Annotated in this window: 25 protein-coding genes; 3 read left to right on the top strand and 22 right to left on the bottom strand. The window is 69.0% G+C overall.

Annotated elements, in window-relative coordinates:
* Nucleotides 1-120: 120 nt before the first annotated feature.
* From QRN21_RS06875 to QRN21_RS06915, 9 genes are all read right to left on the bottom strand, one after another.
* Nucleotides 121-945 carry an endonuclease domain-containing protein gene (locus tag QRN21_RS06875; protein WP_285363497.1) on the bottom strand — a complete coding sequence of 275 codons (825 nt, stop codon included), beginning with the start codon at nt 943-945 and terminating at the stop codon, nt 121-123.
* Nucleotides 946-1192: 247 nt separating this feature from the next.
* Nucleotides 1193-1498, bottom strand: coding sequence for a 30S ribosomal protein S14 (gene rpsN / locus QRN21_RS06880; protein ID WP_042540535.1), 306 nt, complete (start codon nt 1496-1498; stop codon nt 1193-1195).
* A gap of 3 nt (nt 1499-1501) precedes the next feature.
* Entirely contained in the window at nt 1502-1672 is a 171-nt protein-coding gene (gene rpmG / locus QRN21_RS06885) for a 50S ribosomal protein L33 (protein ID WP_017203558.1), read from the bottom strand.
* The gene (rpmB, locus tag QRN21_RS06890) at nt 1672-1908 is read right to left on the bottom strand and encodes a 50S ribosomal protein L28 (protein ID WP_042540533.1); all 237 of its coding nucleotides are present in this window, start codon (nt 1906-1908) and stop codon (nt 1672-1674) included. The genes rpmG and rpmB overlap by 1 nt, the downstream gene beginning before the upstream one ends.
* A 160-nt stretch (nt 1909-2068) precedes the next feature.
* Complete coding sequence (locus QRN21_RS06895; RefSeq protein WP_285363498.1) at nt 2069-4189, bottom strand: alpha-galactosidase; 2121 nt, start codon at nt 4187-4189, stop codon at nt 2069-2071.
* A gap of 63 nt (nt 4190-4252) precedes the next feature.
* Complete coding sequence (locus tag QRN21_RS06900) at nt 4253-5584, bottom strand: ABC transporter substrate-binding protein (RefSeq protein ID WP_056275394.1); 1332 nt, start codon at nt 5582-5584, stop codon at nt 4253-4255.
* 88 nt (nt 5585-5672) lie between these two features.
* A complete protein-coding gene (locus QRN21_RS06905; protein WP_372984668.1) occupies nt 5673-6578 on the bottom strand; it encodes a carbohydrate ABC transporter permease in 906 nt (301 codons plus the stop codon).
* Nucleotides 6575-7504 (bottom strand): carbohydrate ABC transporter permease, encoded by a 930-nt coding sequence (locus QRN21_RS06910; protein WP_053098126.1) that lies wholly within the window; start codon nt 7502-7504, stop codon nt 6575-6577. Before QRN21_RS06910 ends, QRN21_RS06905 begins: the two co-directional genes overlap by 4 nt.
* Nucleotides 7501-9510, bottom strand: a complete 2010-nt coding sequence (locus tag QRN21_RS06915; protein ID WP_285363499.1) for a beta-galactosidase — start codon at nt 9508-9510, stop codon at nt 7501-7503. Before QRN21_RS06915 ends, QRN21_RS06910 begins: the two co-directional genes overlap by 4 nt.
* 140 nt (nt 9511-9650) lie before the next feature.
* Here QRN21_RS06915 and QRN21_RS06920 point away from each other — a divergent pair, with 140 nt between their 5' ends.
* Complete coding sequence (locus QRN21_RS06920; protein ID WP_285363500.1) at nt 9651-10661, top strand: LacI family DNA-binding transcriptional regulator; 1011 nt, start codon at nt 9651-9653, stop codon at nt 10659-10661.
* On the opposite strand, the gene QRN21_RS06925 is transcribed toward QRN21_RS06920, so the two are convergent.
* From QRN21_RS06925 to QRN21_RS06980, 12 genes are all read right to left on the bottom strand, one after another.
* On the bottom strand, nt 10601-11329 hold the full coding sequence (locus tag QRN21_RS06925; RefSeq protein WP_285363501.1) for a DNA-3-methyladenine glycosylase: 729 nt from the start codon (nt 11327-11329) through the stop codon (nt 10601-10603). The two genes, QRN21_RS06920 and QRN21_RS06925, sit on opposite strands and share 61 nt — an antisense overlap.
* Before the next feature lie 4 nt (nt 11330-11333).
* The gene (locus QRN21_RS06930) at nt 11334-13193 is read right to left on the bottom strand and encodes an Ig-like domain-containing protein (protein ID WP_285363502.1); all 1860 of its coding nucleotides are present in this window, start codon (nt 13191-13193) and stop codon (nt 11334-11336) included.
* The gene (locus QRN21_RS06935; protein ID WP_285363503.1) at nt 13183-13980 is read right to left on the bottom strand and encodes a TIGR03943 family putative permease subunit; all 798 of its coding nucleotides are present in this window, start codon (nt 13978-13980) and stop codon (nt 13183-13185) included. Before QRN21_RS06935 ends, QRN21_RS06930 begins: the two co-directional genes overlap by 11 nt.
* Nucleotides 13973-15007 (bottom strand): permease, encoded by a 1035-nt coding sequence (locus QRN21_RS06940; protein WP_150115130.1) that lies wholly within the window; start codon nt 15005-15007, stop codon nt 13973-13975. The genes QRN21_RS06935 and QRN21_RS06940 overlap by 8 nt, the downstream gene beginning before the upstream one ends.
* On the bottom strand, nt 15004-15420 hold the full coding sequence (locus QRN21_RS06945; protein ID WP_042540517.1) for a Fur family transcriptional regulator: 417 nt from the start codon (nt 15418-15420) through the stop codon (nt 15004-15006). The genes QRN21_RS06940 and QRN21_RS06945 overlap by 4 nt, the downstream gene beginning before the upstream one ends.
* Before the next feature lie 44 nt (nt 15421-15464).
* Nucleotides 15465-16343: a metal ABC transporter permease gene (locus QRN21_RS06950; protein ID WP_198032352.1), complete on the bottom strand. Its 879-nt coding sequence runs from the start codon at nt 16341-16343 to the stop codon at nt 15465-15467.
* The gene (locus QRN21_RS06955; protein WP_056275410.1) at nt 16340-17194 is read right to left on the bottom strand and encodes a metal ABC transporter ATP-binding protein; all 855 of its coding nucleotides are present in this window, start codon (nt 17192-17194) and stop codon (nt 16340-16342) included. Before QRN21_RS06955 ends, QRN21_RS06950 begins: the two co-directional genes overlap by 4 nt.
* The gene (locus QRN21_RS06960; protein WP_285363504.1) at nt 17191-18186 is read right to left on the bottom strand and encodes a metal ABC transporter solute-binding protein, Zn/Mn family; all 996 of its coding nucleotides are present in this window, start codon (nt 18184-18186) and stop codon (nt 17191-17193) included. Before QRN21_RS06960 ends, QRN21_RS06955 begins: the two co-directional genes overlap by 4 nt.
* Before the next feature lie 153 nt (nt 18187-18339).
* Nucleotides 18340-20019, bottom strand: coding sequence for a glycoside hydrolase family 13 protein (locus QRN21_RS06965; RefSeq protein ID WP_285363505.1), 1680 nt, complete (start codon nt 20017-20019; stop codon nt 18340-18342).
* 45 nt (nt 20020-20064) lie between these two features.
* Nucleotides 20065-20943 (bottom strand): carbohydrate ABC transporter permease, encoded by an 879-nt coding sequence (locus QRN21_RS06970; RefSeq protein ID WP_053098134.1) that lies wholly within the window; start codon nt 20941-20943, stop codon nt 20065-20067.
* Entirely contained in the window at nt 20943-21944 is a 1002-nt protein-coding gene (locus QRN21_RS06975) for a carbohydrate ABC transporter permease (protein ID WP_230100920.1), read from the bottom strand. The genes QRN21_RS06970 and QRN21_RS06975 overlap by 1 nt, the downstream gene beginning before the upstream one ends.
* Complete coding sequence (locus tag QRN21_RS06980) at nt 21941-23284, bottom strand: ABC transporter substrate-binding protein (protein WP_083569407.1); 1344 nt, start codon at nt 23282-23284, stop codon at nt 21941-21943. The genes QRN21_RS06975 and QRN21_RS06980 overlap by 4 nt, the downstream gene beginning before the upstream one ends.
* A 101-nt stretch (nt 23285-23385) precedes the next feature.
* On the opposite strand from QRN21_RS06980, the gene QRN21_RS06985 reads away from it, so the two are divergent.
* Both QRN21_RS06985 and QRN21_RS06990 read left to right on the top strand, forming a co-directional pair.
* Entirely contained in the window at nt 23386-24606 is a 1221-nt protein-coding gene (locus QRN21_RS06985; RefSeq protein ID WP_056275423.1) for an ROK family protein, read from the top strand.
* 4 nt (nt 24607-24610) lie between these two features.
* Nucleotides 24611-25150, top strand: a complete 540-nt coding sequence (locus QRN21_RS06990; protein WP_285363506.1) for a 2'-5' RNA ligase family protein — start codon at nt 24611-24613, stop codon at nt 25148-25150.
* Here QRN21_RS06990 and QRN21_RS06995 read toward each other — a convergent pair.
* Nucleotides 25141-26055 (bottom strand): aldo/keto reductase, encoded by a 915-nt coding sequence (locus QRN21_RS06995; RefSeq protein WP_285363507.1) that lies wholly within the window; start codon nt 26053-26055, stop codon nt 25141-25143. The two genes, QRN21_RS06990 and QRN21_RS06995, sit on opposite strands and share 10 nt — an antisense overlap.
* Nucleotides 26056-26081 lie beyond the last annotated feature (26 nt).

Below are 26081 nucleotides of genomic sequence, written 5' to 3' on the forward strand. Positions count from 1 at the left end.
GGAGCGCATCCGCGATACGGAGAGCGCCTCGGTGCGCGAAGGAGATCTCGCGCAGCGAAGGACTGGATGAGGCATTCGGTCCTTCGCTGGGTGAGATCTCCTTCTCTGCAAGCGAGGACATCAGCCGAGATGCCTGCCCTGAGCGACAGCATCCATGATGATCGCCTGCACTTCTGGCCAGCGAGCCATGATCTGCTCGTATCCGAACCGCAGCACGTGATAGCCACGGAGCATGAGCCGTGCGTCATGCTCGATGTCCGTCGTCCGCTGCGCTCCGACGTGTGTCGCTCCGTCGATCTGAATCACCAGGCGCTCGCCGATCAGGAGGTCGACACGGTGTCCGTGCAGCCACGCCTGCTGCACCATCGCAAGACCCAACCACCGCAGCCTCGACACGAAGATCGTCTCGAGACCCGAGTCCGAGAACGGCCTGGCGGATTCGAGCAGCTCCCGGGCGGCGGGCGGCAGCTCGAATCGCGACAGCACACGCTCGTCGACGAGCCCCTTGTTCAGAGCCGACTCCCAGATCACCAGGGCGGTCTCTCTCGGCTGGCAGCGCGCCACCACGGCGAGGGTGTTGACGAGCCCGTCGACGGTGGAGTCGGGGTCGCGCTGAACCGCCGGGCGCGACCAGTGGACGACGACCTGCGACGGCACCCGCACGCGGGCGGCATTCGGGCGGGCAGCCACGTGGACAGACGATGCGTTCGGCACCCACAACCCCATGCGCTCGGCTGCGGTGACGCAGGTGATGACGACCCCGCGAGTCGCGGCGCCCACGACGATTGGGTCGGCGTCGGGCAGCGCAATCCATCCTCGACGGATCGATCTCACCGCACCGAGCTCCTTCGCACGGCGCAGTGTGTGAGCGCTCACCCCGAGTGACCGAAGTCGCTCGACGCGCGCGACCCCACCCTGACGTTCGAGCTCGGTGACCGCATCCATCAGGCGATACTCCCCCGTGGTCGGCTTCCGAGGAGGCCGCGCACCCGGCCCCTGTAGAGAACCGTGAACTCGGCCCCTCGGTGCAGAGCGACTGCTGCGAAGGAGATCTCATGCAACGAAGGAGCGAATGGCGCAGCATCCCCTTCTCAGCGAGAGATCCCCTTCGCAGCGAGCGCCGCAGGCCCGGGCATAGCGAAAGGGGCGAGGATCCGAAGATCCTCGCCCCTTTCGGCTTGTCTGCTGAGACTTACCAGCTGGACTTGGTGACACCGGGCAGCTCGCCACGGTGTGCCATGTCACGGAAGCGGACGCGCGAGACGCCGAACTTCGTGAGGACACCGCGGGGGCGGCCGTCGATGACGTCGCGCGAACGCACGCGAGCCGGCGACGCGTTGCGCGGCAGCTTCTGCAGGCCGACGCGTGCGGCCTCGCGGGCCTCGTCGGTGGCGTTCGGGTCGACCAGGGTCTTCTTCAGCTCGGCGCGACGCTCTGCGTAACGCTCGACGATGACCTTGCGCTGCTCGTTGCGAGCGATCTTGCTCTTCTTAGCCATTGATCAACGCTCCTCTCGGAATTCGACGTGCTGACGGATGACCGGGTCGTACTTCTTGAGCACGAGGCGGTCGGGGGTGTTGCGGCGGTTCTTCTTGGTCACGTACGTGTAGCCCGTACCTGCCGTGGAGCGCAGCTTGATGATCGGACGTACGTCCTGAGCCTTCTTGGCCATTAGAGCTTCACACCCTTCGCCTGGAGGTCCTTGACCACGTTCTCGATGCCGCGGACGTCGATCACCTTGATGCCCTTGGCGGACACGTTGAGCGTGATCTTACGACCGAGCGAAGCGACGAAATAGGTCTTCTTCTGCACGTTCGGGTCGAAGCGACGCTTCGTCCGGCGGTGCGAGTGCGAGACGTTGTGACCGAAGCCGGGAACAGCTCCTGTCACCTGGCACACTGCTGCCATGATGTGACTCCTTCTATACCGTGAGACCGGACGGTCTCACCCAAGATCCCTTGTCTGCGCGCCACCCCGCATCGCCGATCTCTCGGCCGAAGAAGGGGAAGCACGCGAACTACGCACAGGAGTGTGCGCAGACAAAGAGTCAGTTTAGCACGACCCCGAGTCAGACCCGAACGACCTCGAGCAGCAGCGCCGCCCCCGGCGCGAGCAGGGGCAGGGGCACCCCGACCGTCTCGAAGAACGCGCCGGTCGCCTCGATCCCGGCATCCAGCCAGGCGGGGTCCGAGACCTGATGCCGCGTCGCGGTTCCCAGCTCGTCCCGCACCCGCAGCCGGTAGCGCCCGCCGGGCTGCAGTCCGGGGATGCGGGTGCGCGGCGTGAACGCGTCGACCGACGCACCCTGCCGCACCCACGCGAACACACCGCGCGAGCCGTCGACCGCGACGACGCCGTGCAGCAGCGTCTCGTCGTCGACCTCGTCGCTGCGCACGGTGACCCCGGAGTGCAGCAGCGGCCGCAGCTCGCGATAGAGCGCCGTCCAGCGGGTCAGCGCCTCCCGCTCGTCATCCGTGCACCGCGTGATGTCCCACTCGATGCCGGCGTGCCCGAACAGCGCGGTGGCCATGCGGAACGGCAAGGATGCCGCGCGATGCGTCGTCTCGGCGACCGGCGGACCGACGTGAGACCCCACGACCTCCGGGGGCACGAGAGTGCCTGTCCAGCGCTGGATCTGCTGCCGTTCGATCGGATCGTTCGAGTCCGAGCCCCAGACGCGCTGGGTGCGCTGGAGCACCCCGAGGTCGACGCGGGCTCCGCCGCTCGCGCACGACTCGATCTCGAGAGAGGGATGCCGCTCGCGCAGCGCGTCGAGCAGGGCGTAGAAGGCGGCCGTCTGAGCATGCACGGACGCGCGGCCGGTGTGCGGCGACACCGCGGCGTGCAGGTCGCGGTTGTGGTCCCACTTGATGAAGTCGATGCCGATCTCGGAGACCAGGGCGTCGATGCGCTCCAGCAGGTGGGCCGCGGCATCCGGGTTCGCCAGGTCGAGCACCTTCTGATGCCGCCAGGTGGGCGCGTCGGGCGCGGCCTGCAGCACCCAGTCCGGATGCTGCGCGGCGAGGTCGGAGACCGGGTTCACCATCTCGGGCTCGAACCAGAGACCGAACTGCATCCCGAGACCGTGCACCTGATCAGCGAGCGGCCGCAGCCCCTCCGGCCACTTGGCGTCGTCGATGAACCAGTCGCCGAGTCCTGATCGGTCGTCGGGCCGTCCGCGGAACCATCCGTCGTCGAGCACGAACCGCTCGACGCCGACGGATGCAGCAGCCTCGGCCAGCTCGATGATCTTCGCGGGGTCGTGGTCGAAGTACACGGCCTCCCAGGTGTTGAGCACGAGAGGGCGCGGCGTCGTGGGGTGTGCGGAGAACGCGCGGACGTTCTGATGCAGGCGGGCCGACACGGAGTCGAGCCCGCTCTCGCCGTAGGCGAGGAACACCTGCGGCGAGACGTAGGTCTCCCCCGCGCCGAGCCGGATCTCGCCGGGCAGCAGCAGTTCTCCCCCGCCGAGCACCGCCCCGTGAACGCCGGCGCCCTCGGGGAGCCTCTCGACGCCGACTTCGAGGTCCCCGCTCCACGCGACGTGCGCGGTCCACAGTTCCCCTCGGCGGAAGCCGAACCCGTCGGTGCCGATCGCGGTCAGGTACGGGGCGTCGTGGCCACCGCGACCGCGGCGCACCTGACGCAGGTGCGCTCCGTGGCGCAAGTCGCCTCGCTGTGGTCGCCGCTCGCCCGTCCAGCGTCCGGTGTGATCGAGCACCTCTGTCGCATGCGCGGGGATCGGCAGCAGGATGCGCGCGGCGAGCAGGTCGAGCGGCTCGGCAGCATCCGCCGTGCTCGTCACCGACACCTGGGCGGTGAGCACGCCGACGGCATCCAGCTCGAGATCGAGGACGACGGATGCGCCGGCCGCGGGATCCGCGAACTCCCCGCGCAGCGATGACTCCGTCGCCTTCCACCCGGTCGAGCGCAGCAGCGGAGCGCTGTGCAGCCCGCCGCGGTGCCAGGCGAGCGCCGGGGCGCCGGACCATCCGTCGGCTTCGACGGCCAGCAGCGGGAAGGTGCGCGCGGCGTCGAACGAGCTGAACGTCACAGCTCCGGTCGACGACACCGCGAGTGCGTCGAGATCGGCGATGTCGAGCGCCGCGCCCCAGTGCAGCAGTCGCGCACTCGTCGTGTCGATGACGACGCTGACGCCGGCCGAGGTCAGGTGGACGAGTTCGCTCATTGCCGCTCCAGACGAAAAGGGGGAGGCCCGCCCGTGAGCATACGGGCGGGCCTCCGAGAGGTGTTACTCCGTGACGGGGATCGATGCGGCCTTGAGCGCGTCGATGGTCGCCGTCTGGCCCTTCTCGATCGCGTCGAGCAGAGTGCCGTTGCCCGAGACCGCGGCCTTGAAGCCGTCGGACACGTCCGAGTAGGTCTGGGTCATGGTCGGGCCCCACGCGAAGTCGGGCGAGACCTGGGTGGCGGCGTCGGCGAAGACGTCGTAGATCTTCTGTCCGCCGTAGAACTCGACGCCCTCGGCGTAGACCGGCAGCTCGAGACCGGCTGTCGTGGCCGGGTAGAGGTTGGCGGCCTCGGCGAGCGCGGTCAGCGCCTCATCCGACGTGTTGAGCCACAGCGCGAACTTCGTCGCCTCGTAGACGTGCTCGCTGCCCTTGAGGACAGCGGTCGACGACCCGCCCCAGTTGCCGGCCGCGGTGCCGCCGGCCTCCCACTGCGGCAGCGGTGCGACAGCCCAGGAGCCGGCGGTGTCGGGGGCTCCGCTGGAGATCGAGTTGGCGCCCCAGACGGCGGAGTTCCAGGTCCAGACCTGACCGGAGTTGTAGGCGTTGTTCCACTCGTCGGTCCAGGCGGGAACCGTGGCGACGAGGTCGTCGTCGAGCATGCTCTGCCAGAAGTCGGCGACCGTGGTGGTCGCGTCGTCGGCCAGCGACACCGTCCAGCCCTCGTCGTCGCTCGAGAACCACTGAGCGCCGTCCTGCCAGGCGAAGCCGGCGAACTGGTTGATGTCCGACTGCGAGAAGTTGGTGATGTATCCGCCGAGGTCACGGATCTTCACGGCCGCCTCGCGGTACTCGTCCCACGTGGTGGGGATCGCGATGCCGTTCTGCTCGAACAGGTCGGCGCGGTAGAACAGCGCCATGGGGCCGGTGTCCTGCGGAACGCCGTAGACGCCCTCGGTGCCGAGGGTGACCTGTCCCCAGGCCCAGTCGACGAACTGGTCCTCCGCGGCGACGACGTCTTCACAGCCGCTGAGGTCTTCGAGGCCGTCCTGCACGAGGAAGTTCGGCAGCGCGTCGTACTCGATCTGACCGAGGTCGGGCGCATCGCCGGCCTTGATCTGGTTGAAGAAGTTCTGGTACGTGCCGCCGTTGCCGTTCGGGCCGGTCTGCACGTCGACCTGGATCTCGGGGTTAGCCTCGTTCCAGATCTCGACGACGTCTTCGATGCCGGGGATCCAGGAGGTGAACTCGAGCGTGACGTCGCCGTCCGCCGGGGTGCACGCGGCGGCTTCGCCGCCGGTGCCGGAGCTGTCTCCGCCGGACGCCGAGCAACCGGCGAGCGCGAGTGCCGAGATGGCGATGACAGCGGCTGCCTTCATCTTCGAATGCTGCATTTCGATCCTTTCGTGGATGCGATGGGGGTGGTGCGGTAGGGATGGTGCGGTGGTGCGGGCCGTCCGGTCGGTCCGGGCGGCCGCCTGCTCACTTCAGGGCGCCGGCGCCCAGTCCGTTGCGCCAGAAGCGCTGGAGCAGGAGGAAGGTGACGATCAGCGGGATGACCGACAGCAGAGCGCCGATCAGCACGAGACCACGGAGTTCCGGCAGCTGGTTCAGCTGGTTGTTCCAGTTGTAGAGACCGAAGACGACCGGGAAGAGGTCTTCGGATCGCAGCATGATCATCGGCAGGAAGAAGTTGTTCCAGATGGCGACGAACTGGAAGAGGAACATCGTCACCAGCGCGGGCGTCATCAGTCGGATGCTGACCGTGAAGAACGTGCGGATCTCCCCCGCGCCGTCGAGCCGACTCGCCTCGAGCAGTTCGTCGGGAACGGAGGAGGCCGCGAAGATCCGCGCCAGGTAGACGCCGAACGGACTCACGATCGACGGCAGGAACACCGACCAGAACGTGTTGGTCAGCTGCGCCTGGCTGAAGATGAGGAACAGCGGCAGCGCGAGGGCCGTGGCCGGAACCAGCACTCCGCCGAGCACGATGTCGAACATCAGGTCGCGGCCCGGGAACCGGTACTTCGCGAGGGCGTAGCCGGCCATGGCGGCGAGCAGGGTCGCGATGGCACCGCCGAGCGCGGCGTAGAGCACCGAGTTCAGCAGCCAGCGCAGGTAGACGCCGTCGCGGTAGGCGAACAGCTCGGCGATGTTGTCGAGCAGGTGGAAGTCGGCGAACCACAGCGGGGCGGTGGTCAGGATGTCGCCGGTCTCCTTGCTCGACGCGACGAGCAGCCACCACAGCGGCAGCAGGAAGTAGACCGTGAACACGGCCATGATCAGCATGGCGCCGGTGCGGGAGATGCCCGACTCGCGAGCACCCTTTCCGCGCGGGGCCTGTGCGCGCGAGCCCCGACCGGGGGCGACGATCGTCATGGTGCTCATGCGTTCTGCTCCTTGCGCTGCATGTACTTCATGAATCCGAACGACAGCACGAACGTCGTCACGGCCAGCACGACCGAGAACGCGGCCGCGAGGTTGGTGTTCGGGATGGATGCCGTGGCGTAGACGGTCATGTTCGGGGTGAACGTGCTCGTGACCGCCGAGCTGAACGAACGGAAGACCTGTGGTTCGGCGAGCAGCTGCAGCGTGCCGATGATCGAGAAGATCGCGGTCATCACGATCGCCGGGCGCACCAGCGGGATCTTGATCGACCAGGCGATGCGCCACTGTCCGGCGCCGTCGAGGATGGCCGCCTCGTAGAGCTCCTGCGGGATCGAGAGCAGCGCCGAGTAGATGATCAGCATGTTGTAGCCGACGTAGACCCACGTCACGACGTTCGCGATCGACCACAGCACGAGGTCTGCCCCGAGGAAGTCGATGTTCTTGGTGATCGCGGTGAACGGCGAGAGGTTCGGCGAGAACAGCGAGCCCCACATGATCGCGGCGATGACACCGGGCACCGCATACGGCACGAAGAACGCGAGGCGGAAGAAGCGCTTGCCGCGGACGAGCGGCGAGTCCAGCAGCAGCGCGAACAGCAGGGCCAGGCCGAGCATGACCGGCACCTGCACGACGCCGAAGGTCAGCATCCGCCCCATCGATGCCCAGAAGGCCTCGTTCTGGAAGACGAGCACGTACTGCGTGAAGCCGCCGAACACCTGCTCGGCCTTGCCGAAGGTGCCGTCGCGCTCGACCACGAGCAGGGACTGCCAGAACGCGTAGGCGATGGGGACGACGTAGAACAGCGCGAACAGCACGCCGAAGGGCACGATGAGGAACGCGATGGCGCCCTTGTGCGGGATCCGTCGGCGGCGGCCCGGCGCCTTCGGTGCTGAGGCGACCGCCGGAGCGGCGAGCGTGGTGGTCATACATCCTCCTTGATGATGCGGACCGCACCGGCCGGCACCGGGCCGGTGGCGGGGGCGTCGGTGACGAGGTCGTGACCTGCGGCCGCGACCTCGGCATCCGTGGATCCGTGGTTGATGACGAACAGGAACGAGCCGGCATCGCCGGTGCGGCGCACGATCTCGACGTCGGGTCCGGCGCCGGGGACGGGCGCGACACCCGCGGATGCGGCGAGCCGTGCGATCAGTGCGCGGTAGTCCTCGCGAGCGGGCTGGGTGCCGAGGAACCAGGCCTCGCCCGCTCCCGCCGCGCGCCGCGTGATCGCGGGGCGTCCGGCGGCGGGGCCGTCGACGAACGACGCGACGACCTCGGCATCCGTGGCCTTCAGGCGCTCGCTCCACACTGTCGCGGTCGTGCCGTCGGTCAGGGTGACGGTCTCGTCGGGACGCAGGGGCGTGAACTCCTCCGAGCGGATGCCGAGCAGGTCGCGGAACGCGCCGGGATAGCCGCCGGTGCGCACTCTGTCTTCTTCGTCGACGATGCCGCTGAAGAAGGTGATCAGTGCTGTCGCGCCGTTCTCGACCGCGCGGGCGATCGCCGCGGCATCCGCATCGCCGATGAGGTGCAGCGCGGGAACGATCAGCAGGCGGTGGCCGTCGAGGTCGCCGCCGGGGCGTACGACGTCTGTCGTGATGCCGGCATCCGCCAGCGCGGCATGCGCGGCATGCACCTGGCCGAGGTAGGTCAGCGCCTCGCTCGGACGGCCCTCGTTCTCGGCGGCCCACCAGCTCTCCCAGGAGAAGAACAGTGCGGCGTCGGCGACGACGCGCGTCCCGGCGACCTCGCCCAGGCGATCGAGGAGTCCGCCGAGCGCGACGACCTCGCGCCACTGGTCGGAGTCCTCGCCCGCGTGCGGCACGAGTGCCGTGTGGTACTTCTCGGCGCCCTGGGTCGACGCCCGCCACTGGAAGAAGCAGATGCCGTCGGCGCCGCGCGCGATGTGGGCGGCGATGTTGCGCTGCAGCTCACCGGGAGCCTTGGCGAGGTTGTAGGGCTGCCAGTTCACTGCGCCGGTCGAGGTCTCCATGAGCAGCCACGGCGCACCCTGGGCGAGGCCGCGGGTGAGGTCGGCGGCGAACGAGAGCTCGCCTCGCGCGTCGTCGAGGCGACGGTCGAGGTAGTGGTCGTTGGCGATCAGATCCATCTCGCCCGCCCACGACCAGTAGTCGAGATTGCGGATGTGCGCGGTGACCATGAAGTTGGTCGTCACCGGCACGTCGCTCCGCTCGCGCAGGATCGCGGCTTCGGCGCGGTAGAGCGCGAGCTGCTCGTCGGAACTGAAGCGCTGGAAGTCGAGGATCTGCCCCGGGTTGCGCAGCGAGAGGGCCTGAGCGGGCACCCGCACGTCGTCGAAGTCGCTGTAGCGCTGGCTCCAGAATGTCGTGCCCCACGCGCGGTTCAGCGCGTCGATGTCGGCGTACCGCTCGCGCAGCCAGCCACGGAAGGCCTCGGCGCTCGTGTCGCAGTAGCAGAGCGCGTTGTGGCAGCCCAGCTCGTTCGACACGTGCCAGAGCGCGACGGCCGGGTGGTCGCCGTAGCGTTCGACGACACGGGTGACGACCTCGGCGGCGTACGCGCGGAAGAGGGGCGAGCTCGGGCAGTACCCCTGACGACCGCCCTGCTGGAAGACGGTCCCGTCTTCGCCGACCGGCAGGATCTCGGGATGCTGCGCGGTGAGCCACGGTGCGGGCGAGGCCGTGCCGGTGCCGAGGTTGATGCGGATGTCCGCGGCGTGCAGCAGCGCGATGATCTCGTCGAGCGCCGCGAAGTCCCACACTCCCCTGGCGGGGTTGATCGACGACCAGCCGAAGATGTTGATCGCCACGAGACCCACGCCTGCCTGCTGCATGAGCCGCACGTCGTCGGGCCAGACGCTGCGGTCCCACTGCTCCGGGTTGTAGTCGCATCCGAAGACGAGGCCGCGCCCTGCGGAGAGGGTGGCGATGCGGTCGGACACAGCGGCGGCCATCGGTGACGCTCCTTTGCGGATCATATGTGCACGTGCACAGTCCGCTGCGTCGAAACAGCGATCGGGATTTCTGTGAACGTGCACACATCGTCGCATGTCGTGGCGAATCCCGTCAAGTCCGGGTCGCTAGGCTGTCGATCATGAGCACTTCGGCCCGTCGTCGCAGCACCGTGCACGATGTCGCGCGCGTCGCCGGAGTCTCCAGGGGAACCGTCAGCCGCGTGATCAACGGCGGCTACGTGTCGGACGCCGCGCGCACCGCGATCGAAGAGGCGATCCGCGAGGTCGGCTACGTGCCGAACACCGCCGCCCAGAACCTCGTGCGACAGCGCACCCAGGCCATCGCATTCATCGTGCACGAGCCGCACGCGCTGTTCCTCGAAGACCCCAACATCGGCGCGATCATGCTCGGCACGAACGAGACTCTCTCCGAGGCGGACTACCAGATGGTCTGCCTCGTGGTCGACTCGGTGCGAGACACCGAACGCGTCGCCCGCTACCTCAACGGCGGGTTCGTCGACGGCGCTGTGATCGTCTCGGCCCGAGCGCAGGATCCGATCACCAAGGCCGTGATGCGACTCGACCTGCCTGTCGCCTACGTCGGCCACCCACCCGACGTCGATGCCGCCTGGGTCGGCGTCGACAACCGCGGCGCCGCGCAGGCCGTCACCTCACGTCTGCTGGCGACCGGTCGCACGAGGGTCGGCATGATCGCCGCCGCCCTCGACCGCGACTCGGGCACCGATCGACTCGCCGGATTCACCGACGCTCTCGGCGACGACTTCGATCCGGACCTCGTCGAAGAGGTGCCGCTGTACTCCTACGCCGACGGAGCCGCCGCCATGAAGCGACTGCTCGACCGAGCACCCGACATCGACGGAGTCTTCGCCGCGTCCGACGCGGTGGCCGCCGGAGCGATGTGGGCGCTGCGCGAAGCGGGACGGCGTGTGCCGGATGACGTCGGCGTGGTCGGCTTCGACAACAGCACGTGGGCGACGCGCACCACCCCGCTGCTCTCGACCGTCGACCAGCCGGCCGAAGGTCTCGGGGCCGCGGCCGCGGCATCCGTCCTCGCGCAGCTGCGCGACGATCAGCGTCCGCGCGAAGGGATCATGCTGCCGACGCCCGTGGTATGGAGAGACTCGGCCTGAGCGCCCCTCCCCCAGCGGAACGGCGAGACCGTCGGGTCGCCGGAGATCCAGAAGCGCCAGGGGAATGCCGCGGTCCCGGCGATGCCGGCCACACCGACCCTCGGCCCGGTCGCCACATCGGTCACCGGTTCGTCACGCAGCCACAGCTCGGCGCGGGCGCCCGCGAACTCCGCTCCGGTGATCGCGTCGATGCCGTCGTGGATCGGATGCCGCAGGCCCGCCGACTGGCCGAATCGACCGGGCCCCCGCGCGAGGTCGCGCAGCGCAGTCGCCGTCAGAGGGGGCGTCGCACGGCGGCGCACCGCGACGGCATCCGCCCCGTGCACCACCTCGCCCGCACGCAGCAGGATCCCGCCCGCCTGACCCTCGAGGCCCGAGACGACGTTCACGCACGAGTGGATGCCGTGACTCAGATAGACGTACAGGTGCCCCGGCGCGCCCCACATCGTCGCGTTGCGTGCGGTGCGCCCCATGCGCGCGTGCGACCCGGGGTCGGCCGCCGGTCCCGTGCCCTGCCCGTGATAGGCCTCGACCTCGGTGAGTCGGAGTCGCACCTCGGAGCCGGCCACGACGGTGCGCAGCTCGCCGCCGAGCAGCAGCGGAGCGACCTCGACCGGCAGCCCGCTCAGCTCGGCGCGGGTCGCTCGGTGCAGGGCATCCGTCGGCATGGGCTCAGAACTGGGGGGCCGTCTGGCACCACGAGGCGTCGAAGCCGGTGAGCGCCACGATCTCGTCACCCGTGCGCAGGTCGAGCAGGTGCGTCTCGAGGTTCTCGGGCAGCGGCAGCAGCATCTGGTCGTAGGGGTTGTCGGCGAGCTCCGGCGCTATGACGACCGCGGCGTACTGACCGCTGGGCGACGCGCAGGCCTGCAGGATCGAGTCGGTCGAATCGACCTCGACGAGCGGTGTCGCCGCGCCCTCGTCGTTGACCCGGATGACCGCCTGACCGACGGGCAGACCGTTCTCGTCGCGCGACACCACGTGGCGGAGGGTGCCGCCGGGGTACGGCGTGATCGTGATCGCGGTGCCGTAGTCGGGAGTCGATGCTTCGAGCGGCACCTCCGACCCGTCAGCGAGGTTCAGCTCGACCACCGTGCCGTCGAGTCGCTCGACGATCGCCGTGTACGTGCCCCGCGAGATGCCCTGGATGGTCGTCGCGAGTCCGAGGGACTGCACTCCCGCATCGGTCGAGCGGTCGACCAGCGAGAGCGCACCGTCGAAGTCGATGAAGAGCACGGCGGAGCTGTCCGGCACGAACTGCCAGACGAAGATGTTCGCCTCCTTGCCCCCGACCTCTGTCACCACCGGTTCGTCGTCGCCGCTCAGCGATTGGGTGACGAGCACGCTGGCGCGCCCCTCTGTATCGCTGAGCTCCTTGTCGGAGTAGCTGTAGCCGACCAGACCCCCGCGGTCGGAGACCTGGATCGCCCCGACGTATCCGACACCGGGCAGCTCGAGCTCGCGCTGATCCGTGCCGTCGCGGTCCATCACGAGCAGCTTCGAGCCCTCGTCCTCCTCGACCGAGACCACGAGCTGCGACGACGTCGCGCGGAAGTCGTTGATCCTGTCGGCGGCGAACACGGGCTGTGCCTTCTCACCCGACAGGTCGGTGCGGAAGATCTGGTCGTTCCCGTCGGGGTCTCGGCGCAGCAGGAAGATGTGGGATGCCGGAGTCGAGAAGCTCGTCGACAGCGTGGCGCTCGGGCCGCCTCCGGCGCCGACCGCATCGGCGACCTTCACCGTGTACTCGGTGTCATCGTCGAGCGGCACGGTGAAGCGGATGCCGATGCCGCGGCCCGCGGCGTCGAGGGTGAAGGGCACGGCGGGGTCGACCGTCACCTGCGATTCGTCGATCGCGGCGAGGGACTGGTTCGCGGTGAGGATGACCCGGCTGCCCGAGGTCTCGATGGCCTCGGTCGGGTCGACCTGCACCTCGGTGATGCGGGGTCCCTGGGTGAGGCTGACGACGCCGAGTCCCGCCCCCACCAGCACGAGGACGCCGAGCACAGCGCCGAGCGCCAGCAGGAACCGGCGGTCGCTCGGGGTGTCGGACTTCTCGGGCTTCGCGGGCCTCTCCGGCTTGGCGGGCTTCTCGGGCCTGGCGGCCTTTGCGGGCTTGGCGGCCTTCGCCGGCTTGGGCTTCTTCTCGGCCTTCGGCTTCTTCTCGGCCTTCGGCTGCACCGGCGCCGGGGGCGCGTAGTCGGTCGTGGAGTGAGCCGCGAACGACGTCGTGGACTCCGCATCAGGCGGGACGAAGGTCGAACGCGTCGGCCGTTCGCCGCCGGCCCCGCGAGCCCCGCGAGCCGCAGGCGAGACGACAGGCGTGTCGGTCGCAGGAGACGTTCCGGCTCGCTCTGCCCCGCCGCCCTCGTCCGGCGATTCGGCGGTGGGTTCGGCTGCGCCGGCGTCGCTCACCGACGGCGACGGGGAATCCGCGGCAGCAGCGGCCGCTTCCGCCTCGCGGGCGGCGCGCAGCTCGGCGCGCGTGCGCGGCACCGCCGGGAGGTCGGGGCGCTCGTCGTCAGTACTCATACGGGTCCTGAGGCTCGTCGATCGCGGTGACGGTGGTGGGCTCGACGTGCAGCGAGCCGTCGGCATCCGCCTTGACCGTGCCCTCGACCTCGACCCACTGGCCGGTGTCGAACTCTCCCGCATCGATCGTCACCGGTAGCGTCGCCGGCTGCGCGTCGATCACGCAGTGCGTGATGACGAGGCGCGTGAGGTTGACGCCGTCGGCATCCGTGGGGGTGACGAAGCCGGTCAGCGTGACCGTCTTGCCGTCGTAGGCGGCGGTGTTGGTCGCCGTCGCGAACACGCTCGCCCAGTCGCCCACCCCGAAGGTCGCGGTGTCGGCGACCCCGAGGGTCACATCGTCGGCCCCGGCGAACAGCGCGGTCTGCTCTCCGACCCGCGACATCGCCAGCTCGACCGACAGCGATGCGGGCGGCAGCACGAGTGCTGCGATGACGACACCCGAGGCGACGACACCTCCGGTGACCGTGCCCACGAGGGCGAGGCTGCGGCGAGGCGACGGCTCGGCATCCGCATCCGCATCCGTGCCGTGTCCGTGATCGTGTCCGTGGTCGCCTTCTTCGCCGAGCGGCAGGGTGCACGACCAGATCGCTCCGGCAAGAGTCACGACGGCCGCGGCGCAGGCGAACCACACCGACTCGGGGCTGATGTAGAGATTCAGGCGACCGGTCAGGCCGAGTCCGAGCGTGACGACCGAGATCACCGTGGCGAGACCGATGCCGAGCCAGCGGGTGCCCAGGGCACGGGCGCGCGAGCGGGCCTGCGTGGGGTGCGCGTGATCAGACAAGGACGTTCACCCCGATCCCGATCGCGAAGGCGGCGAACAGCACCACGCCGACGATCCCGACGAGGGTGCGGGTGGTGAAGGTCGTGCGCATGAGAGCGAGCATCTTCACGTCGACGAGCGGGCCGACGAGCAGGAACGCCACGAGCGCGCCCGACGAGAAGGTGGAGGCGAACGACAGGGCGAAGAAGGCGTCGACGTTCGAGCAGATCGCGACGGTCATCGCGAGGGCCATCATCGCCAGGATGGACAGCACCGGGTTCGAGCCGATCGCCAGCAGCACCTCGCGCGGGATCAGCACCTGCACCGCTCCGGCGAGCGCCGATCCGATCACGAGCGCGGGCATCACGGCGCGCAGCTCGACGAGGAACTGCGTGAGGCTGCGGCGCACCGGTGTGCCGTGCTCGTGCGTGACGCGGTCGCAGGTGTCGATGAACCGCTGGGTGAGCAGCGAGTCGGGCGAGGGGTGGCGGCTGTAGATCCAGCCGATGAGGTTGGCGATCAGGTATCCGCCGATGAGACGGGCCACCAGGATGCCGTCATCGAAGCCGAATGCCGCGTGCGTGGTCAGGATCACGATCGGGTTCACGATCGGGGCGGCGATCAGGAACGTCAGCGCCTCGGCCGGTGCGAGCCCGCGCATCATGAGACCGCGGGCGAAGGGCACGTTGCCGCACTCGCACACCGGGATGAGCATGCCGAGCAGCGACAGCACCGCACGCCGGGCCCATGCGCGCTTCGGCAGCCAGCGGTGGATGACGTCGGCGGGCAGCCACACCTGGACGACGATCGACAGCAGCACGCCGAGGATCACGAACGGCAGCGCCTCGATGAGCACGCTCAGGGCGAGGGTCAGGCCGTCCTGAGCCCTGCTGGGCAGGCTCGCGGTGAAGAGCGACGGAAGGAACCGGTCGATCAGGAAGAGCGCGAGCACGATCGCGGCGCCGAGGCCGACCCCGATCCACGGCGAGCGCGGCGATCGGGAGGGCCGGTGCGAGTGCACCGTCCGTGGAGCGGCCTGGGTGGTCACGCGTTCGCTGCCTCTTCGGCGTCCCGCTTGTTGGTGCAGGAGGCGCACAGCCCGAAGATGTCGACCACGTGCGCGGCATCCGTGAAGCCGTGGAGGGCCGCGGTGCGGTGCGCCCACTGCTCGACGTCGGTCGCCTCGATCTCGACCGTGAGTCCGCAGTTGCGACAGATCAGGTGGTGGTGGTGGCCCTGCGTCGTGCAGGCGCGGTAGAGCGCCTCGCCTTCGGGGCTCTGCAGCGAGTCGGCGTCGCCGGCTGCGGCGAGTCCGGCCAGGGCCCGATAGACCGTGGCGAGGCCGATGCCGGTGTTGTCGTCGCGGAGCGAGGCATGCAGATTCTGCGCGCTGACGAATCCTCGCGCGTCGGCGAGGGCTTCGCGCACGCGATCGCGCTGCCAGGTGTTCCGCTGAGCCATACCCACGATTCTAGGCGCGCCGCCCTTGCCGGGCCCTGGGAACGTCAGGCCCGCACGCGGCGCACGCCGCCTCGGGCGCGCTGGATGATCCAGCACACGACGTAGATCGTGAACGACAGGGTCGTGATGTACGGACTCACCGGCAGCGTGCCCGCGAGGGCGAGCAGGATGCCGCCGACGGCCGACACGAACCCGAAGAGCGCCGCGAGCAGAGGCACCGCGACCGGCCCTGCCGAGACGCGCATGGCGGCCGCCGCGGGAGTCACGAGCAGCGCCATCACGAGCAGGGCGCCGATGATGTGCACGCTGACCGCGACGATCAGACCGAGCAGCACCATGAAGAGCAGGCTCACCGCGCGGGTCGGCACACCGCGGGCCGCGGCCGACTCGGGGTCGAGCGAGTCGAAGCGCAGCGGGTTCCACATGAGCAGCAGCCCGAGCAGCACGACGATGCTGATGCCGAGCAGCCAGCCGAGGTCGGGGCTCGAGACCGAGACGATCTGTCCGGTCAGCAGACTGAAGCGGTTGGCGCTGCGCCCGTCGTAGAGCGACAGGAAGAGGATGCCGAGGCCGAGGCCGAACGGCATGAGCACCCCGACGATCGAATTGCGATCTCGGGCCTTGGCCCCCAGGACGCCGATCAGGATCGCCGCCACGAGCGCACCGCCGAGGGATCCGACGACCACGCTGCCCCCGAAGAGCAGCGCTGCGGCGGCACCCGCGAACGAGAGCTCGCTGACGCCGTGCACCGCGAACGCGAGGTCGCGCTGCATCACGAAGACGCCGATCAGTCCGCCGACGATGCCGAGCACCGCACCCGCGATGATCGAGTTCGCGAGCAGGGCGACGAGCTCGCCGTAGTCCTGGAACGAGAACACGTCACTCCAGTCGACCGCAGGCACGATGCCGGTGATGACCTTCATGCGGCACCTCCGTGGTCGTGGTCGTGGTCGTGCAGGTGGTGGGGCTCGGCATCCGGCACCCCGACGACGACGAGTCGGTCGCCGGCGCGCAGCACGAACACCGGGGTGCCGTAGAGCTCGGTGAGCACTCGGGTCTGCAGCACCTCTTCGGGGGTGCCGAGCACGAAGCGACCGCCGGCGATGTAGAGGATGCGATCGACGCGGCCGAGGATCGGGTTGATGTCGTGGGTGACGAACAGCACAGCGGCGCGGCGATCGCGACGCTGGCGGTCGATGATGTCGGTGATCGCGACCTGGTTCGCGAGATCGAGGTTCGACAGCGGCTCGTCGCACAGCAGCAGGGCGGGTTCGTCGGCGAGCGCCTGACCGACGCGCAGTCGCTGCTGCTCACCGCCCGACAGGAGGCCGACCCGGCGGTCGGCGTAGTGCGCGGCTCCGACCGAGGCGAGCAGCTGATCGACCTTGGCCTTGTCGCCGCGGTGCGGGATCGGGAAGCCGAAGCGGCTGCCCTGCACACCGAGCGCCACGAGGTCGCGGGCCCGCATGCTCGTGTCGGGAGCCAGCGAGCGCTGCTGCGGGATGTATCCGATGCGCGGATTGCCCTTGCGCACCGGCCCGCCGGCGACCGAGATCTCGCCGGCCGACAGCGGCTGCAGGCCCAGGATGCTGCGCAGCAGCGTGGTCTTTCCCGAACCAGACGGTCCGAGCACGGCGATGAACTCCCCGGGCTCGACGGTCAGGTCGAGGCCCGACCACAGTTCCCGGTCGCCGCGCTGGAGGGCGGCTCCCCGCACCTCGAGCACGGGGTTCGACTTCTCGGCTCCTGCCCGCGCGTCGGCGGCGGCGCTCACGACTGGAGCGCGTCGGCGAGGCTCTGGATCGCGTCACTCATCCACTCAGAGTACGACGATCCTTCGGGCAGCAGCTCCGTGAACGCGACGAGAGGGATGCCGGCGGCGGTCGCGGCATCCTCGACGCGCTGCGTCTCGGCCCCGCCGGTCTGCGCATTGGTGAGCACGGCTGCCACGTCGCCGCTGTCGACGACGTTCAGGGTCTCGAGCAGGCTCGCGGGGGCGACATCGCTGCCCTCCTCGACCGACTCCGCGAATCCCTCGGGGGTCACATCGGTGAGTCCGGCGGCGGTGGCGATGTAGCCGGGCAGCGGCTCGGTGATGATCACATCGGCGCCGGCGGCATCCGTCTTGAGGGCCTCGAGGTCGGCTTCGAAGCCCTCGAGGTCGGCGACGATGTCCTCGGCGTTGGCGGTGAACTCCGCCTCGCCGTCGGGGTCGATCGCGGCAAGCTCATCGGCGATCGCCTCGACCACGTGGATCATCGTGTGCGGGTCGAACCAGACGTGCTCGTTGAAGCCTTCGATGTGATTGTGGCCCTCGTGCCCCTCTTCACCCTCGGCGTGGTCGTGATCGTGCTCTTCCTCGGTCGCGCCCTCCTCATCAGAGTGACCCTCGTTGCCCGGGAAGTCGTGCGAGAACTCGACGGCGGTGACGATGTGCGGGTCCTGGGCATCCTGCAGCAGGGTGTCGATGAAGCCGTCGTAGCCGCCGCCGTTCTCGATCACGAGGTCGGCCTTCTGCACCGTCAGGCGGTCACGGGCCGAGGCCTCGTACGAGTGCGGGTCCTGCGTGGCCGAGGTGATGATCGAGGTCACGTCGACGCGGTCGCCGCCGATCTGCTCGGCGAGCGAACCGTAGACATTGGTGCTCGCGACGACCGTCACCGCTCCGCCGTCGCCGCCCTCTCCCGCAGCGGGGGTGGTCGAGCATCCGGCCAGCGAGAGTGCGGCGACGGATGCGAGGGCGAGGGCGACGAACGGCTTCTTCATGTCCCCCACTCTAAACGCTAATGAGAACCATTATCAAATCGGTGGGCTGGGGTGGCGCGCTTCACGACCGATTGCAGGGTCGTCGCACGGATGCAGGACGAGAAACCGTGTTCTCGCCCTGCATCCGTGCTTTCGTCCTGCGATCGGATCCGGTCAGCCGATGAGACCCGGCGCGATCCACACGGTCGAGTCCTCCGGGACCGCCCCGTCGACCACCGTGCCGAGGACGACATCGGCGGCATCCGCTCCGAGGTCGAACGGCTCGGTGCCGAAGTTCGTCACGATCTGCCAGCCGTTCGGGCGAGCGAAGCGCAGCACATCGGGCCGGCCGGTCTCGATCCATTCCAGGCTCTCCTCGGTCTGCAGCTCGTGCCGCAGCCGCAGCGCCTCCCGGTAGAGCGAGAGCGTCGACGACGGATCGGCGGCCTCGACATCGACCGCGGACTCGGCGAACCACGCGGGCTGCGGCAGGTGCGCCTCAGCGGATCCGAAGCCGAACGACGGTCCGGATGCGGTCCAGGGCAGCGGCACACGGCATCCGTCCCGTCCCAGTCCGTCGAAGACGGCACCACGGAAGAACGCCGGGTCCTGACGCTGCTCGGGCGCGACGTCGGCGACCTCGTGGAGGCCGAGCTCCTCCCCCTGATACAGGTAGGTGCTGCCGGGGAGGCCGAGCAGCAGCAGCGTCGCGGCGTGCGCTCGGCGAAGACCCGCCTCGCGATCGAGCTGATCCTCCGGCCCGCCGGCCGCGACCCACTCGACCCCTTGCTTCACTCCGGTGCGCCCCTTGAGCGGCGCGAGACCGTAGCGCGTCGCGTGGCGGGTGACGTCATGGTTCGACAGCACCCACGTCGTCGACGACCCGGTGGCCTCGGACTGCGCGAGGTTGTCGGTGATGATCGTGCGGAACTGCGTCGCGTCGAAGTCGGCGACCAGCAGGTCGAAGTTGAATGCCTGCCCGAGCCCCTCGGCCGAGGCATACCGTGCGCGGCGCTCGGGAGTGCTGACCCAGGCTTCGGCCACGGCGGTGCGGGGCGGGTCGTAGTCGTTGAAGACCCGACGCCACTCGGCGTAGATCTCGTGCACGTCGTCGCGGTCGTGCAGCGGATGGTTGCCGTCGTGCGGGAGCAGCTCGAGATCGGCGGTGCTGGGCAGGGGCTCGGTCAGATCCTTCGTCAGCATGTGGGCGACATCGATGCGGAAGCCGTCGACCCCGCGGTCCGACCAGAAGCGCAGCGTCGTCAGGAAGTCCTCGCGCACCTCCGGGTGGTCCCAGTTGAAGTCGGGCTGTTCGGGGGCGAAGCTGTGCAGGTACCACTGGCCGTCATCGACCCGCTCCCACGCCGATCCGCCGAACGCGGCGGTCCAGTCGGTCGGCGGCTCCGCGCCGTCGGGACCGGATCCCTCGCGGAAGATGTACCGCTCGCGGGCCGCCGAGCCGCGGCCTGCGGCGAGCGCCTCCTGGAACCACTCGTGCAGGTCGGACGAATGGTTCGGCACGATGTCGACCACGACGCGGATGCCGCGCTCGTGCAGCGCCGCGACCATGTCGTCGAAGTCGTCGAGCGTGCCCAGGCGCGGATCGACGTCGCGGTAGTCGGCCACGTCGTAGCCCCCGTCTGCCAGGGCCGACGGATAGAACGGGCTGAGCCACACGGCGTCGATGCCGAGGTCGCGCAGGTAGTCGGCCCGCGAGACGATGCCAGGGATGTCACCGAGGCCGTCGCCGTTCGCATCGGCGAAGCTGCGGGGGTAGATCTGGTAGACGGCGGCCTGGCGCCACCATGCGGCCGTCGTGTCGTCGCGGGTCTCGGTGAGAAGCGCATCGGTCATGAGGGGTGTTGCTCCTTCGTGTTGCGGTCCGGGGTGTGCGACGTGTCAGCCCTTGACGGCGCCCTGTGTGACGCCCTCCATGACGAAGCGCTGCGTGAACAGGTAGGCCAGGATCGCCGGGGCCATCGCCATGAGGTACGAGGCGAACGACACGTTGTAGTTGTTGCTGAACTGGGTCTGGAAGAGGTTCTGCCGCACCGGCAGCGTCTGCAGCGCGGGATCGGAGATGATCAGCGACGGCATCATGAAGTCGTTCCAGGCGTAGAGGAAGGCGAAGATGCCGACCGTCGCGCTCATCGGCGCCAGCAGCGGGAAGATCAGCTGCCAGAACGTCTGCCAGGTGGTGGCGCCGTCGATGCGGGCGCTCTCTTCGAGCTCGATCGGGATCGACCGCAGGAACGCGGTGAACAGCAGCACGCTGAAGCTCAGCTGGAACATCGTCGCGAGGATGATCACGCCGAACGGGTTGTCGAGTCCCACCCAGCCGGTCAGCTGGATCTGCGGCAGCGCCACCACGGGGAACGGGATGAACATCGCGGCGAGCAGGTAGAAGAACGACCAGCGGAACAGGCGGTGGTCCCAGTTGCGGACGATCGCGTACGACGCGAAGGCCGCGAGCACGATCGTCGCGATCACGGTGCCGGCCGTGACCAGCAGCGAGATGCCCGCGCCGACCGGGAACTTCGTGAGATTCCAGGCCTCGACGAACCCGTCGATGCTGAAGGGCGCCGGCAGCGAGAACGCGTTGCCGTCGACCGCCTGACCCGTGGTCTTGAACGCCATCGAGATCGTGACGTACAGCGGCAGCAGCACGGTGACGGCACACAGGATCAGGATGATCGTGCCCGACCAGTTGACGCGCTCCATGCGGACGCGCGGCTTCTTGCCCGAGGTGGGGATGGTGGTGAGTGTCTGCGTCGACATCAGAGTGCGTTCCTTCCGCGGGTCAGCGAGAGCTGCAGCAGGGAGATGAGCACGGCGACGATGAAGAAGATCGTCGCGTTGGCCATCTGGTAGGCGTAGTCGCCGCCGTTGAAGCCCGCGATGATCGTCATCGCGACGCTGCGGGTGGCGGTGCCGGGACCGCCGTTGGTGAGGCCGACGATGATGTCGTAGGCGTTGAGGAAGCCCTTGAAGCCCAGGATGACGTTGATCACCACGTACCCCGCGACGAGCGGAAGCGTGATGCGGAAGAGCTGCTGCCTCTTGTTCGCTCCGTCGATGCTGGCTGCCTCGTAGACCTCGCCCGGCACCGAGAGCAGGCCGGCGATGTAGATGAGCAGTGTGCCCGGAACCGCCTGCCACGCGGTGACGATGACGATCGCCACCCACGCGAGATCGGGATTCGCGAGCAGACTGGTCGAGAGCCACGGGATGCCGGTGGCGGCGCCCGCGGCAGGGATCGAGTTCGAGAACAGGAAGTTGAAGACGTAGGCGATGATGATGCCCGAGATCACCATGGGGATCACGAAGATCGTGCGCAGCCCCGTCTTGAACCGGATGCGGGAGGTCAGCCCGACCGCCAGCAGGAACGCGATCACGTTGACGACGATCACCGTGGCGATCGAGAAACCGAACGTGAACAGGTAGCTCTGCAGGATGGCCGGGTCGCTGAACATCGCGATGTAGTTGGTCAGCCCGTTGAAGCTCCACTCGCCGATGCCGATCGAGTCGGTGAAGCTGAAGAAGATGCCCATGATGCCGGGCACGGTGATCGCGAGCGTGAAGATGACCAGCGTCGGCAGCAGGAACAGGTAGTAGATCGGCTCGACCTTGCGGGTGCGGCGACCGAGCTTGCGGGTGCCTCCCGTGATGATCGCCGTGGTGTCGGTCGTGGGGGTGTTGGGCTTCGTGATCGTGCCCGCCGTCGGCCTCGACGACGAGGGGTTGGGGGCTGCAGGGTTGGGCAGAGCGGTGTTCGTCATGGCGTGGACTCCTCTGTCTCGCCGGATGCTGAGTCCTCACCGGAGGCGTTGTCCTGGGTCGACGGGATGGGAGCGCGGAACGCGATCCTCGCCCAGTCGGCATCCATGGTGCGCAACGTGGAGGTCGGGGACGCGCCCAGCACCATCGCCTGCGCGTAGTTGAAGACCGGCAGGGTTCGGGGCACGAGCACCGAGGGTCCCTGATAGATCTGGCCGTTGTCGTAGTACTCGATCATTCCCTCGATCCGAGGGTCGTCCGGGGCCGGTGCGTCCTTCGTCGGGGTGAACCCGAGCTGCGACGCGTTGTAGGCCTCGATGTTCTCGGGCTGGAACAGGTACTCGAGGAAGTCACCTGCTGCCTCCTGGTGCTGCGACCCCTCGGGGATCATCGCGGCGAGGTCCATGTTGACGCGCACGCCGAGGTCGGCGGGATCGTCGGTCATCGGCAGCGGGAAGGTGCCGAGGTCGAGGTCGGGAGCCGTCTTCTCGATCTCGCTGAACGCCCACGGCCCCTGCAGGTACATCGCCGCCTCGCCCTTGCCGAATGCGAGATTGCCGTCGCCGTATCCGCGGCTCGCGGCATCCGCGTTGGTGTACTCGGTCGCGAGGGTCATCATGCGGTCCATGGGCTCGGCGAAGTCCTTCTCGAACGACACCTCGGAGTCGGGACCGACCTCGGTACCCTCCTCCGCGAGGGTGTCGAAGAAGTCGATCACGTCGACCGAGCCGCCGGCGGTGTAGTCGTACCAGCCCTGCGCGACGGTCCAGTCGTCCTTGAAGGTGGCGTAGAAGGGGTCGATCCCCGCCTGCTTCAGCTGATCGCACACGGCGAGCAGCTCGTCCCACGTCTGCGGGACCTCGAGGCCCTGCTCGTCGAAGATCTGCTTGTTGTAGATGACCGACGCGCCCATCACCGAGTACGGCAGCGCGCTCGTGCGCCCCTCGCACGAGCCGTACTGCTCCATGAGCGGCTGCAGGTCGTCGCGGATGGTCGAGGCGGCCTCGGTGTCGGAGAGATCCGTAAGCGCGCAGCGCTGCACGAACCGGGCGATCTCGTAGTTGTAGTTGGCCAGCATGATGTCCGGCGGGTTGCCGCGCACGAAGCTCGCCGACACGACGTCGACACCCGAGGTGTCGATCTCGACGCGCACCTTGTCCTGCGAGGAGTTGTACTCGGCGACGAGCTCTGTCATGAACTCGATCGCCTCGCGTTTGCTGAACGTGAAGCGGATGGTCTCGGTTCCGCCGGCCGTCGAGCAGCCGGTCAGAGCCGCTCCGACCAGGGCGAGCGCGGCCGCACCGGCCACCAGCTGCGCCGGGCGTGGGGGTTTCACAGACACCGTCGTCCTTTCGTCCTGTAGATCCGCAGACTAAATCTAGTGAGCGAATTTACTTCGATGAACGGTACTCTCTCATCTGGACGAGAGTGAGGTCAAGGCCCGTGACAGAAGTCTCCGCAGGTCTCGGCACCGGACGAGCCAGCGTCGGCGCCATCCTCGACTTCGCCTGGGCGGCCGGGGAGTTCACCGCGACCGAGGCGATGGCGAGCACCTCGCTGACCCGTTCCACAGCGATCGACGGGATCGACACCCTCGTCGATGCCGGGGTGCTGCGCGAGCTGCCCAACGCCCGCGCCGCCGGAAGCTACCGCGCAGGACGCCCGGCGCGACGTTTCGTGCTGGCATCCGACCTGGGCGTCGTCATCGGGGTGGATGCCGGAGACACCCACCTCGCGGTGACCGTCGCCGACCCCACCGACCACACTCTCGTGCACCACCGCACCGACCTCGACCCGACGCAGACCGCGGCAGCACGCCGTGCCACGATCCTCGACCAGATGCAGCACGCGCTCGCCGAGGCCGAGGTCTCGCGCGAGGCGGTGCTCGCGATCTGCGTCGGCGTCGCCGCGCCCGTCGACCGGGCGGGCATCTCTCCGCCGCATCCCGAGGGCTTCTGGGAGCGCACGAACCCCGGTCTCGCCGAGGCGCTCGCCGACTGGGCCCCCGTCGTGGAGATCAAGAACGACGCACAGCTCGCCGCGATCGCCGAGGGCTCGGCCGGCGCAGCCATCGGATGCCGTGACTACGTCGCCCTGCTCGCGAGCGAACGCTTCGGCGGCGGCGTCGTGGTCGACGGCCACGTGCTGCACGGCGCTCACGGTGGAGTCGGCGAGGGTGTCGTGTTCGACCACATCATCGGCGTCGGCTCGGCTTTCGGTCTGCGCTACGCCCTGCAGGATCAGGTGCGGGCGGCGGTCGAGAGCGGCGAGATCTCCTCCGAATCCCCGATCGGGCGGCTCGCACGCGAGGAGCGCATCGACCCCCGCGCCGTGCTGACGGCGGCGGCGGCCGGCGATGCCGATGCGCTCCTGGCCACCTCCCGCGTCGGCGCGACGCTCGCCCGTGTGGTCGGCGTGCTCGGCAGCATGTACGACCCCTCCCGCGTGATCGTGTGCGGGGCGGTGGCCGAGAGCATCGCCCCCGTTCTCACGGCTGCGCGCGAGGTGCTGCCTGCCCAGCTGCACCTGCCGGCACCCGAGATCCTCGCCTCGACGCTGGGCGCCGAGGTCGTCTCGATCGGCGCCGTCGCGACCGCGCGCAGGGCGGCGCGCGAGGTGGCCGTGCCGCTGCTCGCGGAGCGGCGGCTCAGCGCGGTGAGCTGACGTCGTGCGAGAACCAGAGCCGCAGCGCTCCCCGTCATCGATCGAACTGCTCCTCGACGCAGGGGCCGAGGCCGCGGTCCGGGCCGAATGGAATGCTCTCGCGGCGCGCGGCCTGTCGAGCCTCGCGGGGCACACGTCGGCGAGCAACCGCCCTCACATCACGCTGGTCGCACGCGTCGACCTGTCACCGCCCGGACCAGATGTCTTCGCCGGCATCCCGTCGTTCCCGATCACGCTGGGCGCTCCCCTGCTCTTCGGCTCCGGAGATCGCCGTGTGCTGGCGCGGAGCATCGTTCCCCGTGCGGAGTTGATCCACCTCCGCGAGACGATCCTCGCCGCCGTCGGGCCGGGTGACGATGCCCCGCATACCGCGCCGGGCGAGTGGATGCCGCACGTCGCCCTCGCCCGCCGGTTGCGGATCACCGATCTGGCCGACGCGCTGGATCTCATCGGCGGCGACATCCACGCTCACGCGCGCAGTGTGCGGCACTGGGACCCCGGCGCCGCGCAGATCACTGCTCTCGCGGAGCTGCGTCAGGCGTAGTCGCCGTCGTCCACCGGGGAAGGCGACGACCCCAGGCTCTCGATGGCGCCCCACAGCGCCTCCGGGACCTCCGCATGCTCCAGCTCGTCGAGCTGCTCACGACGATGCGGTCTCGACACCCCGACGACTGTGGAGTCGACCAGCGGGGACCGCAGCGAGTAGTGCAGCGCTGCGGCAGCCATCGACGTTCCATGATCGGCGCAGACGCGCTGCAGACGCTCGGTCCACCTCAGCAGCTCCTCGCCGGCAGGTCGATAGGCGTACTGCGCACCGGAATGCGGCCCCTTGACGAGCAGTCCCGAACCGAAGGGCGCAGCGTTGAACACGGCCATGCCGCGTGCCTTGGCGTCGGCGAACACACTCTCAGCCGAGTGATCCACGAGCGTGAATCGGTTGTGGATCAGCACGGCGTCGAACACCCCCGTCTCGACGTACTTCGCCATCAGCGGGACCGGAGCCGCCGCCACACCGATCGCGTCCACCACGCCGGCGCTCCGCAGTTCGATGAGCCCCTGCACCGCGCCGCCGATCGAGATCGTGTCCTCGAACGACACCGAATACGGGTCGTGCAGGTGCAACAGTGGAAGCCGGTCGACCCCGAGCCGCGCGGTCGTCTCCTCGAACGAGCGGAGGACGCGGTCTCGGTCGAACACGCCCGTCTCAGGGTCCTGATCCACCTTCGAGATGACTCGCGAACCGTCCATCCCCAGCTCGCGCAGCGCGATGCCGATGACGGCTTCGGATCGACCGGCCGAGTAGTTGTTCGACGTGTCCACGAACCCGTGCCTGCTCGTGAGCAGGTCGATGGCGACATCGACGGCCGCTCTCTCCTCGGCGGATCCCGGCTCCGAATGCCGGCCGAGGCCGGAGGTTCCGAGGGTGATGGCAGTCGGTTCGATCCTCATCCGCGTTGAGTCCGTTCTGTCGGGGC

It is taken from the genome of Microbacterium sp. LMC-P-041, assembly GCF_030209555.1.
Classification (GTDB): Bacteria; Actinomycetota; Actinomycetes; order Actinomycetales; family Microbacteriaceae; genus Microbacterium.

Coding starts and splice junctions, on each gene's coding strand:
- QRN21_RS06875 (WP_285363497.1), bottom strand. CDS start 945: ATGGATGCGGTCACCGAGCTCGAACGTCAGGGTGGGGTCGCGCGCGTC.
- rpsN (WP_042540535.1), bottom strand. CDS start 1,498: ATGGCTAAGAAGAGCAAGATCGCTCGCAACGAGCAGCGCAAGGTCATC.
- rpmG (WP_017203558.1), bottom strand. CDS start 1,672: ATGGCCAAGAAGGCTCAGGACGTACGTCCGATCATCAAGCTGCGCTCC.
- rpmB (WP_042540533.1), bottom strand. CDS start 1,908: ATGGCAGCAGTGTGCCAGGTGACAGGAGCTGTTCCCGGCTTCGGTCAC.
- QRN21_RS06895 (WP_285363498.1), bottom strand. CDS start 4,189: ATGAGCGAACTCGTCCACCTGACCTCGGCCGGCGTCAGCGTCGTCATC.
- QRN21_RS06900 (WP_056275394.1), bottom strand. CDS start 5,584: ATGCAGCATTCGAAGATGAAGGCAGCCGCTGTCATCGCCATCTCGGCA.
- QRN21_RS06905 (WP_372984668.1), bottom strand. CDS start 6,578: ATGAGCACCATGACGATCGTCGCCCCCGGTCGGGGCTCGCGCGCACAG.
- QRN21_RS06910 (WP_053098126.1), bottom strand. CDS start 7,504: ATGACCACCACGCTCGCCGCTCCGGCGGTCGCCTCAGCACCGAAGGCG.
- QRN21_RS06915 (WP_285363499.1), bottom strand. CDS start 9,510: ATGGCCGCCGCTGTGTCCGACCGCATCGCCACCCTCTCCGCAGGGCGC.
- QRN21_RS06920 (WP_285363500.1), top strand. CDS start 9,651: ATGAGCACTTCGGCCCGTCGTCGCAGCACCGTGCACGATGTCGCGCGC.
- QRN21_RS06925 (WP_285363501.1), bottom strand. CDS start 11,329: ATGCCGACGGATGCCCTGCACCGAGCGACCCGCGCCGAGCTGAGCGGG.
- QRN21_RS06930 (WP_285363502.1), bottom strand. CDS start 13,193: ATGAGTACTGACGACGAGCGCCCCGACCTCCCGGCGGTGCCGCGCACG.
- QRN21_RS06945 (WP_042540517.1), bottom strand. CDS start 15,420: ATGGCTCAGCGGAACACCTGGCAGCGCGATCGCGTGCGCGAAGCCCTC.
- QRN21_RS06950 (WP_198032352.1), bottom strand. CDS start 16,343: ATGAAGGTCATCACCGGCATCGTGCCTGCGGTCGACTGGAGTGACGTG.
- QRN21_RS06960 (WP_285363504.1), bottom strand. CDS start 18,186: ATGAAGAAGCCGTTCGTCGCCCTCGCCCTCGCATCCGTCGCCGCACTC.
- QRN21_RS06965 (WP_285363505.1), bottom strand. CDS start 20,019: ATGACCGATGCGCTTCTCACCGAGACCCGCGACGACACGACGGCCGCA.
- QRN21_RS06970 (WP_053098134.1), bottom strand. CDS start 20,943: ATGTCGACGCAGACACTCACCACCATCCCCACCTCGGGCAAGAAGCCG.
- QRN21_RS06975 (WP_230100920.1), bottom strand. CDS start 21,944: ATGACGAACACCGCTCTGCCCAACCCTGCAGCCCCCAACCCCTCGTCG.
- QRN21_RS06995 (WP_285363507.1), bottom strand. CDS start 26,055: ATGAGGATCGAACCGACTGCCATCACCCTCGGAACCTCCGGCCTCGGC.